This is a genomic window from Enterobacter cloacae complex sp. OE43NF (assembly GCF_023544405.1).
Classification (GTDB): domain Bacteria; phylum Pseudomonadota; class Gammaproteobacteria; order Enterobacterales; family Enterobacteriaceae; genus Enterobacter; species Enterobacter cloacae.
In genome coordinates this window covers 37,967-55,555 of record NZ_JAMJFW010000023.1, presented here as the reverse complement: position 1 = coordinate 55,555, position 17,589 = coordinate 37,967, and the positions used below count along the sequence as shown (strand labels likewise).

Genomic DNA, 17,589 nt, shown 5'->3' with positions numbered 1-17,589 from the left:
GGACACTCGAGGTTTACATATGAACAAAAACAGAGGGTTAACGCCTCTGGCGGTCGTTCTGATGCTCTCAGGCAGCTTAGCGCTTACAGGATGTGACGACAAACAGGCTCAACAAGGAGCGCAGCAGATGCCAGAAGTTGGCGTTGTGACGCTCAAATCCGAACCTCTTCAGATCACCACCGAATTGCCTGGCCGCACAAGTGCTTATCGCATTGCAGAAGTTCGTCCTCAGGTGAGCGGCATTATCCTGAAACGTAACTTTACCGAAGGCGGCGATGTGCAAGCCGGTGAGTCTCTGTATCAGATTGATCCCGCAACGTATCAGGCGTCGTATGAAAGCGCGAAAGGCGACCTGGCGAAAGCGGAAGCGGCGGCCAAAATCTCTCAGCTGACGTTGAATCGTTACAAAAAACTGCTCGGTACGCAGTACATCAGCCAACAGGACTACGACACAGCCCTGGCGGATGCACAGCAGGCTAACGCGGCCGTTGTGGCAGCAAAAGCAGCTGTCGAAACCGCGCGCATCAACCTGGCCTATACCAAAGTGACCTCCCCTATCAGCGGTCGTATTGGTAAATCCTCCGTGACGGAAGGGGCACTGGTGCAAAACGGTCAGGCCACAGCGATGGCAACCGTGCAGCAGCTTGATCCGATCTACGTTGACGTGACGCAGTCCAGCAACGATTTCCTGCGACTGAAACAAGAGCTGGCAAACGGCACCCTGAAGCAGGAGAACGGTAAAGCCAAAGTGGAGCTGGTCACTAACGACGGCATCAAATATCCACAGGCGGGCACGCTGGAATTCTCTGATGTGACGGTCGACCAGACCACCGGTTCCATCACCTTACGTGCGATCTTCCCGAACCCTGACCACACCCTGTTGCCAGGTATGTTCGTTCGCGCACGTCTGGAAGAAGGCACTAACCCAACCGCACTTCTGGTTCCACAGCAGGGTGTGACCCGTACGCCACGCGGCGATGCGAGCGCACTGGTTGTTGGCGCTGGTGACAAAGTCGAAATGCGCAATATCACTGCTACGCAGGCGATTGGCGATAAATGGCTGGTGACGGACGGTCTGAAAGATGGCGATCGCGTGATTGTTACTGGTTTGCAAAAAGTTCGTCCTGGCGCGCAGGTTAAAGCACAGGAAGTGAAGTCTGACGATAAACAACAAGCTTCGGCCGCTGGCCAGTCAGAACAAACCAAGTCTTAACTTAAACAGGAGCCGTTAAGACATGCCTAATTTCTTTATCGATCGCCCCATATTCGCATGGGTGATCGCCATTATTATCATGCTGGCCGGGGGACTTGCGATCCTGAAGCTGCCTGTTGCGCAATATCCGACCATTGCGCCACCGGCGGTGACGATCTCCGCAACCTACCCGGGGGCGGATGCGAAAACGGTGCAGGATACCGTTACGCAGGTTATCGAACAGAACATGAACGGTATCGATAACCTGATGTACATGTCCTCAAACAGTGACTCCACCGGTACGGTTCAGATCACCCTGACCTTCGAGTCTGGTACTGATGCTGACATCGCGCAGGTTCAGGTGCAGAACAAACTGCAGCTGGCGATGCCGCTGCTGCCGCAGGAAGTACAACAGCAGGGTGTGAGCGTCGAGAAATCGTCCAGTAGCTTCCTGATGGTTGTTGGCGTTATCAACACCAACGGCACCATGACGCAGGAGGATATTTCCGACTACGTGGGCGCCAACATGAAGGACGCCATCAGCCGTACTTCAGGTGTGGGTGACGTTCAGCTGTTTGGTTCCCAGTACGCGATGCGTATCTGGATGGACCCGAACAAACTGAACAACTTCCAGCTGACGCCGGTTGACGTCATCAACGCCATTAAAGCGCAGAACGCCCAGGTTGCAGCCGGTCAGTTAGGCGGTACGCCGCCGGTGAAAGGCCAGCAGCTTAACGCGTCCATCATCGCGCAAACCCGTCTGACCTCCGCCGATGAATTCAGCAAAATTCTGCTGAAAGTGAATCAGGACGGTTCGCAGGTTCGCCTGCGTGACGTGGCAAAAGTGGAGCTGGGTGGCGAAAACTACGACATCATTGCGAAGTTTAACGGCAAACCAGCTTCTGGTCTGGGTATCAAACTGGCGACCGGTGCTAACGCCCTGGACACCGCAACGGCTATCCGTGCAGAACTGAAGAAGATGGAACCGTTCTTCCCGTCAGGTCTGAAGATCGTTTATCCGTATGACACCACGCCGTTCGTTAAAATTTCGATTCACGAAGTGGTTAAAACCCTGGTAGAAGCGATCATCCTGGTCTTCCTGGTGATGTATCTGTTCCTGCAGAACTTCCGCGCGACGTTGATTCCAACCATCGCCGTACCGGTCGTCTTGCTCGGAACCTTCGCCATACTGGCAATATTTGGCTACTCGATAAACACCCTGACGATGTTCGGGATGGTGCTCGCCATCGGCTTGCTGGTGGATGACGCCATCGTGGTGGTAGAAAACGTCGAGCGCGTCATGGCGGAAGAAGGTCTGCCGCCGAAGGAAGCAACCCGTAAATCCATGGGCCAGATCCAGGGCGCGCTGGTCGGTATCGCGATGGTGCTGTCCGCCGTATTTATTCCGATGGCCTTCTTCGGGGGCTCTACCGGTGCGATTTACCGTCAGTTCTCCATTACCATCGTTTCTGCGATGGCGCTGTCGGTGCTGGTGGCGTTGATCCTGACGCCTGCGCTGTGTGCAACCATGCTGAAACCGATTCAGAAAGGCGGTCACGGCGAGCACAAAGGGTTCTTCGGCTGGTTTAACCGCATGTTTGATAAGAGCACGCACCACTATACCGACAGCGTAGGGAACATTCTGCGCAGCACCGGTCGTTATCTGCTGCTCTATATCATCATCGTGGTGGGCATGGCCTATCTGTTCGTTCGTCTGCCAAGCTCGTTCCTGCCAGATGAAGACCAGGGCGTATTCCTGACGATGGCGCAGCTTCCGGCGGGTGCATCGCAAGAACGTACCCAGAAAGTGCTGGATGAAGTGACGGACTACTACCTCACCAAAGAAAAAGCGAACGTTGAATCCGTGTTTGCGGTTAACGGCTTTGGCTTTGCGGGTCGTGGCCAGAACACCGGTATCGCCTTCGTTTCACTGAAAGACTGGTCTGAACGTCCGGGCGAAGAGAACAAGGTTGAAGCGATCACCGGCCGTGCAATGGGCACCTTCTCGCAGATTAAAGATGCGATGGTCTTCGCCTTTAACCTGCCAGCGATCGTTGAACTGGGTACGGCGACCGGTTTCGACTTCCAGCTGATTGACCAGGGCGGTCTGGGCCACGAGAAACTGACTCAGGCGCGTAACCAGCTGTTTGGCGAAGTGGCTAAACACCCTGACCTGCTGGTCGGCGTGCGTCCTAACGGCCTGGAAGATACGCCGCAGTACAAGATCGACATCGACCAGGAGAAAGCGCAGGCGCTGGGTGTGTCCATCAGCGACATCAACACCACACTGGGCGCAGCCTGGGGCGGTAGCTACGTTAACGACTTCATCGACCGCGGTCGTGTGAAGAAAGTGTACGTGATGTCTGAAGCGCAATACCGTATGTTGCCGAACGATATCAACAACTGGTACGTTCGCGGCAGCGATGGCCAGATGGTGCCGTTCTCAGCCTTCTCGACGTCGCGCTGGGAATACGGTTCACCGCGTCTGGAACGTTATAACGGGCTGCCATCCATGGAAATTCTGGGTCAGGCCGCGCCGGGTCGAAGCACTGGTGAAGCCATGAACCTGATGGAAGAGTTGGCCAGCAAGCTGCCTGCGGGTATTGGCTATGACTGGACCGGTATGTCCTATCAGGAACGTCTGTCCGGTAACCAGGCCCCTGCCCTGTACGCCATTTCACTGATTGTGGTGTTCCTGTGTCTGGCGGCACTGTATGAGAGCTGGTCAATTCCGTTCTCCGTTATGCTGGTGGTGCCATTGGGGGTTATCGGTGCGCTGCTGGCCGCAACGTTCCGTGGGCTGACCAACGACGTGTACTTCCAGGTAGGCCTGCTGACAACCATTGGCTTGTCGGCGAAGAACGCGATACTTATCGTCGAATTCGCCAAAGATCTGATGGAGAAAGAAGGTAAAGGCCTGATCGAAGCCACGCTTGAAGCTGTTCGTATGCGTCTGCGCCCTATTCTGATGACCTCACTGGCATTTATCCTCGGGGTACTGCCGCTGGTTATCAGCTCTGGTGCGGGTTCCGGCGCACAGAACGCGGTAGGTACCGGGGTAATGGGCGGTATGATCACCGCGACCGTACTGGCTATCTTCTTCGTACCGGTGTTCTTTGTGGTGGTTCGCCGCCGCTTCAGCCGGAAGAATGAAGATATTGAACACAGTCATTCGGTAGAACCTCACTGATACCGGTTTCACATGATAAAAAGGCCGCATTAGCGGCCTTTTTCATTTCTGAAAAAAATCATAAAATACGCTTATTGTCGTTTTATTTATTTTATGCCATGTTTAAAAGGCATATCATAATTAGCAGAAAACTTAATGGGCGAACTCAGGATTGTTTTAATTCCATTTCGCCGCTTAACTTATTAGGAATATTCCTAATAACAAGTCCATACAAAGAAAATTCTGAATCCGGACTTTTTCCGCGTGTTTACGCTAAATCAATGAAACGTAAGGAAGCGAAAAAAAACCAGCGTTAATTTGGATAAAAGTGTTCATCTTAGGATGTACTATTGCGTAAACGCTCGCAGACTCTGATTTTAATTGTAATTTTTCGTAATAGCGCGGTGAAATCCTGATCAGAGTGGCTTATAGTTAGAGTGAACAGAAGCACAGCACCCGTAGAGCTAAGTAGGTTGTATCCATCCCGACAATGATGTTCGGTGAGTAAGAAATCACTCAGAAGGGGATGCGCTATGGACGAGTACTCGCCAAAAAGGCATGATATCGCGCAGTTGAAATTTCTCTGCGAATCCTTGTACCATGACTGCCTTGCCAATCTTGATGAAAGTAATCATGGCTGGGTGAACGATCCAACATCGGCCATCAATTTGCAATTGAATGAGTTGATAGAGCATATCGCGACCTTCGCACTTAATTATAAAATTAAGTACAATGAAGATAATAAACTGATTGAGCAAATTGACGAATACCTGGATGACACCTTTATGTTGTTCAGCAGCTACGGCATTAACGCGCAGGATTTGCAGAAATGGCGTAAATCTGGAAACCGGCTATTCCGCTGTTTCGTCAACGTGAGCAGAGCTAACCCGGTTAGCCTTTCCTGTTAAAATTATTACAATGACTAAGGTGAATTTATGTCTGATAAACCACTCACAAAAACCGATTATTTGATGCGCTTACGACGTTGTCAGTCAATTGACACACTCGAACGCGTGATTGAAAAAAATAAATACGAGCTTTCTGATAATGAACTGACCGTATTTTATTCAGCCGCTGACCATCGTCTTGCCGAGCTGACCATGAATAAACTGTATGACAAAATCCCGCCTTCCGTGTGGAAATTTGTCCGTTAGTTGTTGCAGTGTGTCTGTAGAGGTTCTACGCCACTCTCTTAGTTGTTTATACCTTTCGAATTACGATCCCGGTGTTAAAGCCAGGTCTCCGTGTAAAACGTGATCATTAGCAACAATGTTGTGACTTTAGTCACACGCGCTTTTCGGGAACGTTCCCTTCCTGGCTTATCCCGATTACCCTGCGGTAATCGAACCCAGAGAGGCATCCTATGAGCGTAGAAAAACAGAAAATGATTGCGGGTGAACATTACCGTCCTGGTGATGAAACATTACGGGCCGACCGACTGCGCGCCCGCCATCTGGTTCACCGCTATAACCACTCCGCCCCCGATGAGAAAACAGAACGCCAGAAGATTCTGGCGGAACTGCTGGGGCAAAGTGAAGGGGCTTATATTGAGCCAGCTTTCCGTTGTGACTATGGCTATAACATTTTCCTGGGCAAAGAATTTTACGCTAACTTCGACTGCGTGATGCTCGATGTCTGCCCTATTCATATTGGTGATAACTGTATGCTCGCGCCAGGCGTGCATATTTATACGGCCACCCACCCGCTGGATGCCGAAGAACGCAACAGCGGAGTGGAATACGGTAAACCCGTGCGCATTGGCAATAATGTCTGGATCGGCGGACGAGCGGTGATTAACCCGGGCGTCACGGTGGGGGATAATGTGGTGATTGCCTCCGGCGCTGTGGTGACAAAAGATGTCCCGGCCAATGCCGTCGTCGGGGGTAATCCGGCGAAAATTATCAAAATGCTGTGAAGGTGTGGGGAGTCAACTGTTATGGTCTTTCAGCACATAACTGTTACTTTTTTCAGTCAAATGGCTCCCCTAAAATAGGCAGATCCCCTGTATTCAACAATCATGAAGGCAAAAAATGACCGAAATACAGCGCCTGCTTACCGCCACCATCGACGATCTCAACATCCGCGAAAAGCGCGATAATCGCCCGCGCTTTAGCATTAGCTTTATTCGCAAACATCCAGGCCTGTTTGTCGCAATGTATGCCGCCTGGCTGGCAACGCTGATTGTCATGCTGAAATCCGAAACGCTGGTGGACTCCGTCTGGCTGCTTGTGGTGCTGTTTGCGGTATTTAACGCGTTTTTCTTTTTTGATGTGCATCCGCGCTATCGTTATGAAGATATCGACGTGCTCGATTTCCGGGTCTGCTACAACGGCGAGTGGTACAACACCCGTTTTGTCCCGCCGGAGCTGATCGACAGCATTCTGCACTCCCCTGCGGTAGAAACCGAACAAAAAGAGAAACTGCAAAAAATGGTCTCAACCAAAGGCCAGCTCTCTTTCTATGATGTCTTTACCCTTTCCCGCCCTGCTGTTGCGTGATCAGTATCTGTATGCGTCGGATAGCCGACGCATACAGTGAAGCGGATGTGTTCCCGTAGCCTAATACCAGACCGCTCTGCCCCTGTTTTGTATCAAGGTAATACCCGCTCAATGCCGCCGGAGCCAGCTGATACGCCCTGGCCTGTTCCACCAGTTGCCTGTCGTCGATTCCGTCAATCGCCACCGTCAGATGCATGCCCCCTTCCCCCGCCAGAATCCGGTGTGGTACATGAAGCTCCGCATTCAGAGCCTCACGCAACTGCCGGTAGCGTTTACGATAGAGACGACGCATGGCTGCCAAATGGCGCGCATAGTGGCCCTCTTCAATGAACAGAGCCAGGGTACGCTGCTCGGCGCGATGCCCGCCGCGCAATAACGAACCGATGGCCGGGCGTGCCGCTTTCGCCAGCGCTGGGGGGAAAACCATAAACCCCATTCTGAGCGACGGGAATAACGTTTTGCTGAATGTACCCAGATAAACAACGGGCGCATGGTTAATCATTCCCAGCATCGCCGGTACCGGCTCACCGCTATAACGAAACTCGCTGTCGTAATCATCCTCGATAATCCAGGCGTTATGTTGTCGCGCCACATCCAGTAACGCCAGACGTCGCCGCGCGCTGAGGACACTTCCGTACGGAAACTGATGTGAAGGTGAAGTAAAAATAAGCGAAGGGGACGGCGCATCTGTTCCTTCCCAGCACATGCCCTCTCCATCAACCGGTATTCCCGTTATGGCTAAACCCGCTTTCACAAAGGCGCTTTTTGCGCCGGCATAGCCGGGATCTTCCACCCAGGCAACATCGCCCGGCTCACTCAACAGCAGGGTGCAGAGGTTCACACCTTCCAGTGCGCCTTCGGTGATCACAATCTGGCTGGCGTCGCAGTCAATCCCGCGGGAAAGCGCAAGGTGGCGGGCGATGGCCGCCCGCAAAGCAGGTTCCCCGGCGGGATCGCCGTAGCCCAACAGGGCACTTCCCTCCTCCCGCAACACGCGATCGTACAGGCGCCGCCAGAGCGGCAAGGGAAAATAGTTGATGGCCGGTATCCCCGGCGTAAAGGTCAGAACCGGCGTGCTACGCGGTACAGGGGCAGGCAGTGCGCTAACCCGCCCGGCAAGCGCAACCGCAGGTGCCGGTAAATCCTGCGCGAGCTGACGGGCCGCCAGCGGTGCCACCCGCGTTCCCTGGCGGCTACGCAACAGATACCCTTCGAGCGTGAGCTGTTCCAGTGCCCCATTAACGGTGTTTCGGGAAAGGGAGAGATGCCCGGCCAGCGTTCTGGAACCAGACAGGCGACTACCGGACTGTAACCTGCCGGACAATATGTACTCCCGCAATGAAAGATAAAGCGTGCGCTGCAGCGTCTCTTGTCCGCGTTTTTTCAGCGCCGTATTCAGCAAGGTATACAGTTCATCGCCAGGAATATTCATCGCCCCTCCTCGTGGTACCACCAAAACATAGCCTGTTGGTCCTTTTTAAGGAACCACTTCTTCACTAGTCTGGAACTCTTTACAACGTCACGGAGATGAAGATGAATACTTTCAATCAGTTTGGGCAGCCGGTGGGCGAAGCGCTAATCGACTGGCAGCCCCGTCAGCCCCCTTCCCGGGTGGTCCTTCAGGGCCGCTACTGCTGGCTTGAGCCGCTGCAGGTGGAGCATGCCGGTGCGCTGTTTGCCGCTTATTCGCTCGCCGGGGATACCCGAAGCTGGACATGGCTTCTGCGTGAACCCGATGCCACCGCCGGTGAATTTGCCGCATGGGTGGCAAGCGTGAGTGAATTATCAGACCCGATACACTTTACCGTCTTCGATAATCAGACCCGCTCCCCGGTGGGAACCCTGGCCCTGATGCGTATCGACCCCAAAAATGGCGTTGTGGAGGTGGGACACGTTCATTTCTCCCCGCTGTTGAGCCGCACGCCAATGTCTACCGAAGCGCAGTTTCTGCTGATGCAATACGTGTTCGATACTCTGGGCTACCGGCGTTATGAGTGGAAGTGCAACAGCCTGAACGAGCCTTCCCGCAAGGCTGCGCTGCGTCTGGGCTTTTTGTTTGAGGGGCGTTTTCGCCAGGCGCTGGTCACCAAAGGCCATAACCGGGATACGGACTGGTTTTCGATTATCGACAAAGAGTGGCCAGCGCTGGCGAGCGCCTTTGAAAGCCGGCTTGCCACCGACAATTTTACTGCCGATGGCAAACAGAAAAGATCCCTGGAAAGCTGGCGTGAAACGGGCGTCTAGCGTCTTTTTTTACGTCCCTGCACCGCTTTAAAGCGCGGGTTTGATTTGCAAATCACATACAGGCGTCCCTTACGTTTGACTATCTGGCAATCCGGGTGACGCTGTTTCGCACTCCGCAACGAGTTAAGTACTTGCATGATCACCCCCGCTTCGCATTAAGAAAGCCGCCAAAACGTTTACGGAAGCGCGCCGCGCTGCCATCCGTCGAGAAGGTTTTCTGTTTGCCGGTATAAAACGGATGCGATTTTGAAGAGACCTCGATGGTGATGTAAGGATAGGTTTCACCGTCGAGTTCAATTTCGCGGTCAGTCTTGATGGTTGAACCAACTTTAAAGTATTCATTGGCGCTGGTGTCGTGAAACACCACGGTGCGATAGGCTGGATGGATATTGGGTTTCATCGTGAATTACTCATGTTTTGTTATAACATAACAAAATAATATCCAGGCTCTGCGGTAAAAACAACCCCCGAGAGTGCATCACATTTCCGACGATATTTTTTGATTTCGCTGCTGCGGAACGAAAACCATGACGCTCACGTGCTATAACTATATCATTTCGCGGTAAAAACTTTCTCCTCTGGCAAGCGTCTCAGTGCCCTGGAGTGGGCATATGAGGAAGGACACGGCAGCATGAAAACCCGACATCTGGTCAGCCTGGTGACTGGCATACTGATCTTTTCTGTGCTGATACCGATTTGCCTCAGTATCTGGCTGGCGCATCGCCAGGCGGAAGAAAAATTTGTCGATGCGCTGGACAGCTATGCCTCACGCGTGCTGTTGCGTACGGACAGGGTTGTTGGGCAGGCCAAGGAAGCACTCACGCAGCTGCAGACCTTTAAAGGCCCTCCGTGTAGCCATTTGCATTTACGGGAAATGCGCCGGATCGCCTTCTCGTGGCTCTATGTTCAGGAAGTGATCTACACCGATAACCTTAAACCACTGTGCTCGTCGCTGGAACAGGTCAGCAAAGCGACCGCGTTCCCGCCGCCCATGCGCATTACGGAAGATGGCTATAGCGCGTGGCTTACGAGGCCAAATGAACTCGGTTTCAACCGCAACATGGCCGTGCTGGGGCAAGGACATTATCTTGTACTGGTCGATCCCGCCTCGCTGGTGGATGTGATCCCCTTCGCCGATATTTCTATCGATGCCGCCCTGGTAGCGAACGCAACACATCTCGTGTTCTCCAGCAGCAGCAAACTGGATCCGCATATCCGCGACATGATTAAAGATCAGGAGATGGTCAGTGTTGAGTACAACGGCGCAATGTACGTCATGAAGCCCGTACCGGAGCTGGGAATAAACGTTGTTGCATGGGCTGCGCTGAAACCGCTGGCGGAAACCTGGCACCGGCAACTCCTTTTCTGGCTGCCGTTTGGCATGCTGATAAGCCTGCTTGCCGCCCTGTTTGTTCTGCGGATATTGCGTCGCATCCAGTCGCCGCGTAACCGCCTGCTTGATGCGATCAATAACCGTGAATTCGAGGTTTACTACCAGCCTATTGTGGCGCTCTGTAGCGGGAAAATAGTGGGCGCAGAGGCGCTAACGCGTTGGCCTCAGCCTGACGGGAGTAGCCTGTCGCCTGACAGTTTCGTCCCGCTGGCGGAACAAACGGGGCTTATCTCGCGCCTCACGCATCTGGTGATCGAAAAAGTGTTCGAGGATATGGGCAACTGGCTGCATCTCCATGCCGATCAGCATATCTCCGTCAACCTCGCGCCTGCAGATTTAACCTCCGGCAAGCTGCCGCCGCTTCTGAGCCAGCTACTCAATAAATGGCAAGTCCGCCCGGAACAGATAGCGCTTGAATTAACCGAACGCGGCTTTGCCGATCCCAAAATCAGCGCACCGGCCATCGCCGCTTTTCGCCGTTCGGGCCACGCCATTTACATCGATGATTTTGGCACGGGCTATTCCAGCCTGAGCTATCTGCAGGATCTGGACGTCGACACGCTGAAAATTGATAAGTCGTTCGTGGATGCGCTGGAGTACAAAAACGTAACGCCACACATTATAGAAATGGCGAAATCACTGAAGCTGGCGATGGTTGCTGAGGGAGTGGAAACCGCAGGGCAGCTCGCCTGGCTGCACCGTCACGGCGTGCAATACGGGCAAGGCTGGTACTACAGTAAGGCGCTGCCAAAAGCGGAATTTATGGCATGGGCAGAAAATAACCTTAACGCCCCTTCTACTTCAGATAAGATTTGATCACCTGTAAAACCACGCCAAGATCGGCCTCACGCTGATCTTCCTCAGGCTCTTTGACGACGTGATCGGTTAAATGGCCTTCGATCACCTGCAGCATCATGCCATTCACCGCACCGCGGATCGCGGCCAGCTGCTGTAATACCTCGGCACACTCATGCTCGTCGTTACTGAGCATTTTTTCCAGCGCGGTGCTCTGCCCCTGAATTTTCTTCAGGCGAGTCAATAACATCTTCTTGTGACGAACCGTATGTGACATCTCTGCATCCTTCTTCTTCTGGCGGGTAAAGCATAACACGCCCTACTCCCCCTGAGTATTTTTCTACTGGGGGGTAGTATTCAACTACTGGGGGGGAGTACTATCTGCGCACCTTTTTCAGTGCGGATTTTGTAATGAACGATTTTGCTTCTCTTCTGCAACAGGGCAACGCATGGCTATTCATTCCCAGCGCGATCCTGCTCGGTGCCCTGCATGGTCTTGAGCCGGGCCACTCTAAAACAATGATGGCAGCCTTTATTGTGGCGATCCGCGGCACGCTGAAACAGGCGGTATTATTGGGGCTGGCGGCCACGCTTTCCCATACCGCGGTGGTCTGGATCATTGCCATGGCGGGATTATGGTTTGGTCGCGGCTGGGATGCGCAAACCTCTGAACCCTGGTTCCAGCTTATCTCTGGGGTATTGATCGTTTTGATCGCGCTGTGGATGGCGTGGCGTACCTGGAAGGAGAATCAGCCGCACGATCATCATCACCACCATGACCATGACCATGACCATGACCATGACCACCATCATGATCATCACCATCATGAACATCAACTGGTTGCAGAGGAGTGGCAAGACGCCCACCAGCGCGCCCATGCGCAGGATATCAATCGTCGTTTTAACGGACAAAACGTCACCACCGGTCAAATTGCGATGTTTGGGCTGACCGGCGGGTTGATCCCCTGCCCGGCGTCAATCACCGTCCTGCTGATCTGCCTGCAGCTCAAGCACTTTGCCCTGGGCGCCACGCTGGTATTTAGCTTCAGTATTGGTCTGGCGTTAACGCTGGTGGCATCGGGCGCGATTGCCGCGTTAAGCCTTAAACATGCGACAAAACGCTGGCCGGGGTTCAGCGAGTTTTCACGCAAAGCACCGTGGTTCTCTGCGGCACTGATTATCCTGGTGGGGGGTTACATGATCCTGCACGGGTTAGGCGGTATCCTGGCCTGAACCAGGCGGCCAACGCGTGGCCGCCACCGAAGGTCAGTTGAGGTTCTGACGCCAGCTAAAGCGATAGCGAAGCTGACGATTTTGCAGGATGAATTCCGGCGAGACGCTGGGGCTCCAGGAGTCATCTCCACCCACGCCCATATGGAACGCATCAAGATTGAGCCAATACCCCGGCTCGTCACGCAGCAGATGGTGATGGGTTGTCTCACGCAGCTGTTGCTGGCTGTGGCGGCTCACAGAGAAATGGAACTGCCCGTTCAACTGATGCGTCCCCAGCACCAGTTCACGGGTATCGCACCGCAAGCCGTTTTCCGTCGGGAAGATGTACGGCGTATGCATTGCCTGCAGCGGCAACGTCCAGCGCCCCTGCTGTGCTGCCAGCTTTCTGTCCGGGTAGTTTTCATGCGGCCCCAGCCCCAGCCAGTGAACGGCTTCCGGCGGCCGGGCAAGATGCATGCTCAGGCCAATACGCGCAGGCTCCGGAATATCAGACGCAACCTCTACCTCAACCTCACCGTGCAGCACACCCTGATCGTCCACTCGCCAGACTTTACGGCTCAGGAACAGCGCTTTGCCGAGATGTTCCCAGGCATGCAGCGTCGTGACTACCGCCTCGCGGGCATGCTGCTCTCCTTCACAACGCAGCAACCGCGGGGTGATGTCGTACATCCCCGCTGCCTTCCAGCGCTCCACCCATGCATTTGGATCGATACGCGTGGCCTCGCTGACCCCGATATCATTGTCCAGCGGCGCGCGGGTAAAGTTATCCGTCAGCGGCGAGAGCAGCGTTTCAACGCCATTGTTCAGCCACTGCGTCAGGTGTCCTGAGGTACGGTCAACTATCCATCGCTGCTGCTGGTGCGTCAGGGTCAGCATCTCATCGGTTTGCGTCAGTACCGGCGGCACACCCACCGGTGCGGGCGGGGCGATAAACAACGGTGCCGGGAGCGGCCATTGATCCCACGCGCAGCGATGGTTTTCCGGTGACCACGGCGTTGCCTTCAGCTGGTACACCTCGACATTCAGCCAGACCTCGCCCGGCTCCGCCGTCAGCGCGGGCAGAGAGATGTCCAGACGCTGAGTCTCCTGAGGCGCGATGGAGAGCGTAACCTCCCCCTTAGCCAGCACCGTTCCGTCACGGGTCACCGACCATCTGAGCAGCTCGTTATCCGTATGACGGAACAGGTAATCGCTTTGCACGTCCACCACCAGCGGAGAAGTGCTTACCCGCGTAAAGGTAAAGAACTGCTGCGCGCGCTGAGCCTCATACAGTGCCGGGTGCGGCGTGCGATCGGGGAACACCAGCCCGTTAAGGCAGAACTGTCGGTCATTGGGTGTATCACCAAAATCGCCGCCGTAGGCCCAGAACGGGGTGCCATTTTCATCTTTCTTCGTCAGCGCCTGGTCGACCCAGTCCCAGACAAATCCTCCCTGCAGACGCGGATGGCTACGAAACGCCTGCCAGTATCTGGCGAAGCCGCCAAAGCTGTTGCCCATTGCGTGGGCGTATTCGCAGAGGATCAGCGGTCGGGTTTCATCCGGCAACCCGATCCATTTTTTAATGGACCATTTAGGCACCGCCGGGAACGGCTGGTCCTGATCAACACGGGCATACATCGGACAAATGATATCGGTCGCCGCCGTGTTCGCTCCACCGCCTTCATATTGAACCGGGCGCGTCGGATCGGCGGTTTTTAGCCAGCGATACAGCGCGTCGTGGTTTGCACCGTGACCAGACTCATTGCCCAGCGACCAGATGATAATGGACGGATGATTACGATCGCGTTGCACCATGCGGGTCACGCGCTCGCTCATGGCGGGCAGCCAGCGGGGATCGTCAGCGAGACGACTCATCGGCACCATGCCGTGGGTTTCGATATTGGCCTCGTCAACCACATAGAGGCCGTAGCGATCGCAAAGCCGGTACCACAGAGGATGGTTTGGGTAGTGCGAGCAGCGCACGGCGTTGAAGTTGTGCTGCTTCATGATTTCGATATCGCGACGCATCGTCGCTTCGTCCATCACCTGGCCGTTTTCCGGGTGATGTTCATGCCGGTTGACCCCGCGGATCAGCAGTGGCTTGCCGTTGAGCTTCAGCAGGCCATTGCTGATTTCAACGCGGCGGAAGCCCACATCACAGGCTTCAATCTCCAGCACCTCACCCTGCGGGTCCAGCAGCGCGATCGTCAGCCGATAAAGCGCTGGGGTCTCAGCACTCCATAAGGCGGGTGACGCAACCGGGATCGCCACCGTCAACCGCTCGGCCCAGTTGCCACGTTCATCCACAATGGCCGAGCCTGGCCGCCGGGTGGCGCTGGCACAGCGTTCACCGTTGCGCCAGAGCGTTATTGCCACCTCGCACTCCGCAAAGTGAGCGCCCGCCAGGGAGACATCCACCTTAAGCACGGCGCGATCCAGCTCCGCATTGAGGTCGGTAACCACCTGATAATCCGCGATGTACGTCTCCGGCTTATGCAGCAGCGACACATCGCGGAAAATCCCGCTCATGCGCCACATGTCCTGATCTTCCAGATAGCTTCCGTCGCACCAGCGCAAAACCATCACGGCCAGGCGGTTCTGGCCAGCACGCAACACGCTCGAAAGATCGAATTCGGCCGGCAGACGGCTGTCCTGGGAATACCCCACCCACTGACCGTTGCACCAGAGATGAAACGCCGAGTTCACGCCATCAAAGATAATGCGGGTTTGCCCGCCCTCGAGCCACGCGTCCTCCACTTCAAATGTGAGCGAGTAACAACCGACCGGATTCTCTGCCGGAACAAAGGGCGGATTGACGGGAATGGGATAGGTGACGTTGGTGTAAACAGGTGTATCAACCCCCTGCATCTGCCAGTTTGACGGCACCGGCATCGCAACGGCATCCGGGCAATCTTCGCCTGTCCATGCCTGCGGAACCTGCTCAGGTGCAGAAAAGAAGCTAAATCGCCACTCCCCATTCAGGGAACGTCGGCTGATGGATGCCGCGTCCTCTCTGGCGGCGTGTTCATTACGCCAGCTATGAAATGGCGCATGCGCCGCCAGCCGGTTCCACTGGGTGACGCCGGGATTTTCCCAGTCCCGACGGGCCAGAAGTGCGCTGAGAGTCAGCGAGACAGTATTAGACATGTTTCCCTCTTTGCGAAGCGCTCACAATTTTACTCAACATGCCCTGGCAAACTGCCGCGGTAAAGCGTGGGATCGCCGTGTAGCGAGTCAGATCACAAAAGTGTTACTGGCGAGCAAGTTGCTCTGCCAGCAGGGCCAAGCTTCTCAGCTGCTGCGCAAGATCCTCACGATCGGCCTGCTGCGGGGTGCGACGGGCACTGGATTGTCGGCTAATCAACGTGACGGGCAACTGAACCTGCCAGCAGGCTTCATGGCGGGCGGGAGCCAGCAGCCACTCCACACTTTGTTCACCTGCCTCGCGAAATGCCTGACGGATGGTGGTAAGCGGAGGTGAAAACCAGGCGCTGTCGGCGGTATCGTCAAACCCCACAATCGATATCTGGCCCGGGATCGTCACCCCTTTTTCCGCGCAGGCCCGCATCACCCCCAGCGCCATTTGATCGTTAGCCACCAGAATGGCATCCGGTAACGTTGCAGCAGACAACAGCGCATGCCCCTTTTCATAACCGCAGGCTGCGCTCCAGTCGCCGTAGGCCACCGCCGCCGCCTCAAGGCCAGCTTCCGCCAGCGCGGCTTTCCATGCCGCCAGACGGGCACGAGCGGAAACAGAGCTTTCCGGCCCGCTCAGCAATGCAATACGCTGATGCCCGAGCGACAGCAAATGTTCAACGCCCAGACGAGCGCCCTGTTCCGCATTAAAAACCAGACTGTTGACCGCTGCCGACGGAGAGACATCCAGAAACAGCACCGGCACGGGCGACGCCAGTGCCTTGAGTTGTTCGGCATGGGGATCGTCAAGCGGCACGTTCACCAGCAGGGCTTCCACGCGCTGCGCCAGCAGCTCCTGAAGCGCGGCCTGGCACTGTTGCGGATGTTCCACCATTGAGATCAGTACGCTCGCCCCCTTTTCTACCGCCCGGGATTTGACCGCAGAGACAATTTGCGAAGGCGCATGCAGCGCCAGATCGGTAGTGATCAGTCCCAGCGTACGGGTGCGCTTGCCCGCCAGCTGCTGCGCGCCACGGTTAGGAACATAGTGCAGCTCCGCCATGGCCTGCTGCACCTTTTCCCGTGTCCGGGCAGAAACATGCTCCGCGTCGTTAATCACACGGGAAACGGTTTGATAAGACACCCCCGCAAGGAGGGCAACATCATAGAGGGTAATGGCTTTCATGCGTTCCGGCTTGGTGTTAACAGAGCCGTCTATTGTGGCACAGCGCGGCCATTAATACCTGTGAGCGCTTCGCAAAATTAAACAACCCGCTCTGGCTGAGGAACGTTATCCGTACGCGGCTTCTGACGGAACCACGGCAAACAGAGCTGGATAAGCGGGCCGATGGTCAGGGCATACAGTACCGTCCCGACGCCAAACGTTCCGCCAAGGACGCAGCCAATCAGCAGAACACTCACTTCAATTGAAGTCCGAACGCTGCGGATTGACCACCCCAGCCGGGCGTGAATGCCGGTCATCAGTCCATCGCGTGGGCCCGCACCGAACCCGGCACCGATATACATACCGGTTGCTATCGCGTTCAGCACAATGCCCCCAACCAGCAGAGCAATCCGAATGGGGAGAAAATCCAGCTCGGGGATAAGGGCCATCGAGGCATCCGCCGCCAGGCCAATACAGACTACGTTACTGAGCGTTCCCAGCCCAGGCATCTGACGCAGCGGGATCCACAGCAGCAGCACCGCGGCACCGGTCAAAATAATCACCGTACCGATGGTCATCCCCAGCTGTAATCCCACCCCAAGGTGAAACACATCCCACGGGTCAACCCCCAGATCCGAACGAATAAACATCGCGGTTGAAAGCCCGTACAGGCCTAAACCAACGTACAGTTGCAGCAGACGACGTACCATTTTAGCTTCTCCAGTGAACCAGGCTTTCATCTTGTTCGAAAATGGCACTATGATTAATGTCCAGTTTTCAAATAGT

Annotated in this window: 16 protein-coding genes; 9 read left to right on the top strand and 7 right to left on the bottom strand. The window is 55.1% G+C overall.

What is annotated here, in order from left to right; translation table 11 throughout:
* Nucleotides 1-19 precede the first annotated feature (19 nt).
* From acrA to M8370_RS12730, 6 genes are all read left to right on the top strand, one after another.
* Nucleotides 20-1,213 (top strand): multidrug efflux RND transporter periplasmic adaptor subunit AcrA, encoded by a 1,194-nt coding sequence (acrA, locus tag M8370_RS12755; RefSeq protein ID WP_023620093.1) that lies wholly within the window; start codon nucleotides 20-22, stop codon nucleotides 1,211-1,213.
* A 22-nt stretch (nucleotides 1,214-1,235) separates the two neighbouring features.
* Nucleotides 1,236-4,382, top strand: coding sequence for a multidrug efflux RND transporter permease subunit AcrB (gene acrB, locus M8370_RS12750; RefSeq protein WP_013095890.1), 3,147 nt, complete (start codon nucleotides 1,236-1,238; stop codon nucleotides 4,380-4,382).
* A gap of 512 nt (nucleotides 4,383-4,894) precedes the next feature.
* Nucleotides 4,895-5,269, top strand: a complete 375-nt coding sequence (gene tomB / locus M8370_RS12745; RefSeq protein ID WP_008499288.1) for an Hha toxicity modulator TomB — start codon at nucleotides 4,895-4,897, stop codon at nucleotides 5,267-5,269.
* A 27-nt stretch (nucleotides 5,270-5,296) separates the two neighbouring features.
* Nucleotides 5,297-5,515 carry a hemolysin expression-modulating protein Hha gene (hha, locus tag M8370_RS12740; RefSeq protein ID WP_013095889.1) on the top strand — a complete coding sequence of 73 codons (219 nt, stop codon included), beginning with the start codon at nucleotides 5,297-5,299 and terminating at the stop codon, nucleotides 5,513-5,515.
* Between the two features lie 209 nt (nucleotides 5,516-5,724).
* Nucleotides 5,725-6,276 (top strand): maltose O-acetyltransferase, encoded by a 552-nt coding sequence (maa, locus tag M8370_RS12735; protein ID WP_013095888.1) that lies wholly within the window; start codon nucleotides 5,725-5,727, stop codon nucleotides 6,274-6,276.
* 115 nt (nucleotides 6,277-6,391) lie between these two features.
* Entirely contained in the window at nucleotides 6,392-6,859 is a 468-nt protein-coding gene (locus tag M8370_RS12730; protein WP_250021132.1) for a YlaC family protein, read from the top strand.
* On the opposite strand, the gene pdxR is transcribed toward M8370_RS12730, so the two are convergent.
* The gene (gene pdxR / locus M8370_RS12725; RefSeq protein WP_250021131.1) at nucleotides 6,831-8,291 is read right to left on the bottom strand and encodes a MocR-like pyridoxine biosynthesis transcription factor PdxR; all 1,461 of its coding nucleotides are present in this window, start codon (nucleotides 8,289-8,291) and stop codon (nucleotides 6,831-6,833) included. The two genes, M8370_RS12730 and pdxR, sit on opposite strands and share 29 nt — an antisense overlap.
* Nucleotides 8,292-8,392: 101 nt before the next feature.
* On the opposite strand from pdxR, the gene M8370_RS12720 reads away from it, so the two are divergent.
* Nucleotides 8,393-9,103, top strand: coding sequence for a GNAT family N-acetyltransferase (locus M8370_RS12720; RefSeq protein ID WP_250021130.1), 711 nt, complete (start codon nucleotides 8,393-8,395; stop codon nucleotides 9,101-9,103).
* On the opposite strand, the gene ykgO is transcribed toward M8370_RS12720, so the two are convergent.
* Together ykgO and M8370_RS12710 are read right to left on the bottom strand one after the other, a co-directional pair.
* Nucleotides 9,100-9,240: a type B 50S ribosomal protein L36 gene (gene ykgO, locus M8370_RS12715; protein ID WP_003859006.1), complete on the bottom strand. Its 141-nt coding sequence runs from the start codon at nucleotides 9,238-9,240 to the stop codon at nucleotides 9,100-9,102. The genes M8370_RS12720 and ykgO overlap by 4 nt on opposite strands.
* Nucleotides 9,241-9,242: 2 nt before the next feature.
* On the bottom strand, nucleotides 9,243-9,503 hold the full coding sequence (locus M8370_RS12710; RefSeq protein WP_006176933.1) for a type B 50S ribosomal protein L31: 261 nt from the start codon (nucleotides 9,501-9,503) through the stop codon (nucleotides 9,243-9,245).
* A gap of 231 nt (nucleotides 9,504-9,734) precedes the next feature.
* Here M8370_RS12710 and pdeB point away from each other — a divergent pair, with 231 nt between their 5' ends.
* Nucleotides 9,735-11,312 carry a cyclic di-3',5'-guanosine monophosphate phosphodiesterase PdeB gene (gene pdeB, locus M8370_RS12705; protein ID WP_023620097.1) on the top strand — a complete coding sequence of 526 codons (1,578 nt, stop codon included), beginning with the start codon at nucleotides 9,735-9,737 and terminating at the stop codon, nucleotides 11,310-11,312.
* On the opposite strand, the gene M8370_RS12700 is transcribed toward pdeB, so the two are convergent.
* Nucleotides 11,293-11,568 (bottom strand): metal/formaldehyde-sensitive transcriptional repressor, encoded by a 276-nt coding sequence (locus M8370_RS12700; protein ID WP_014830896.1) that lies wholly within the window; start codon nucleotides 11,566-11,568, stop codon nucleotides 11,293-11,295. The two genes, pdeB and M8370_RS12700, sit on opposite strands and share 20 nt — an antisense overlap.
* Nucleotides 11,569-11,702: 134 nt before the next feature.
* Here M8370_RS12700 and M8370_RS12695 point away from each other — a divergent pair, with 134 nt between their 5' ends.
* The gene (locus M8370_RS12695; protein ID WP_045292924.1) at nucleotides 11,703-12,524 is read left to right on the top strand and encodes a nickel/cobalt efflux protein RcnA; all 822 of its coding nucleotides are present in this window, start codon (nucleotides 11,703-11,705) and stop codon (nucleotides 12,522-12,524) included.
* A gap of 33 nt (nucleotides 12,525-12,557) precedes the next feature.
* On the opposite strand, the gene M8370_RS12690 is transcribed toward M8370_RS12695, so the two are convergent.
* The 3 genes from M8370_RS12690 to yczE form a co-directional block, all read right to left on the bottom strand.
* Nucleotides 12,558-15,650, bottom strand: a complete 3,093-nt coding sequence (locus M8370_RS12690; RefSeq protein WP_250021129.1) for a beta-galactosidase — start codon at nucleotides 15,648-15,650, stop codon at nucleotides 12,558-12,560.
* Nucleotides 15,651-15,753: 103 nt separating this feature from the next.
* Nucleotides 15,754-16,824, bottom strand: a complete 1,071-nt coding sequence (locus M8370_RS12685; protein WP_020686140.1) for a LacI family DNA-binding transcriptional regulator — start codon at nucleotides 16,822-16,824, stop codon at nucleotides 15,754-15,756.
* Between the two features lie 77 nt (nucleotides 16,825-16,901).
* Nucleotides 16,902-17,513 (bottom strand): membrane protein YczE, encoded by a 612-nt coding sequence (yczE, locus tag M8370_RS12680; protein ID WP_045292930.1) that lies wholly within the window; start codon nucleotides 17,511-17,513, stop codon nucleotides 16,902-16,904.
* Between the last annotated feature and the right edge of the window lie 76 nt (nucleotides 17,514-17,589).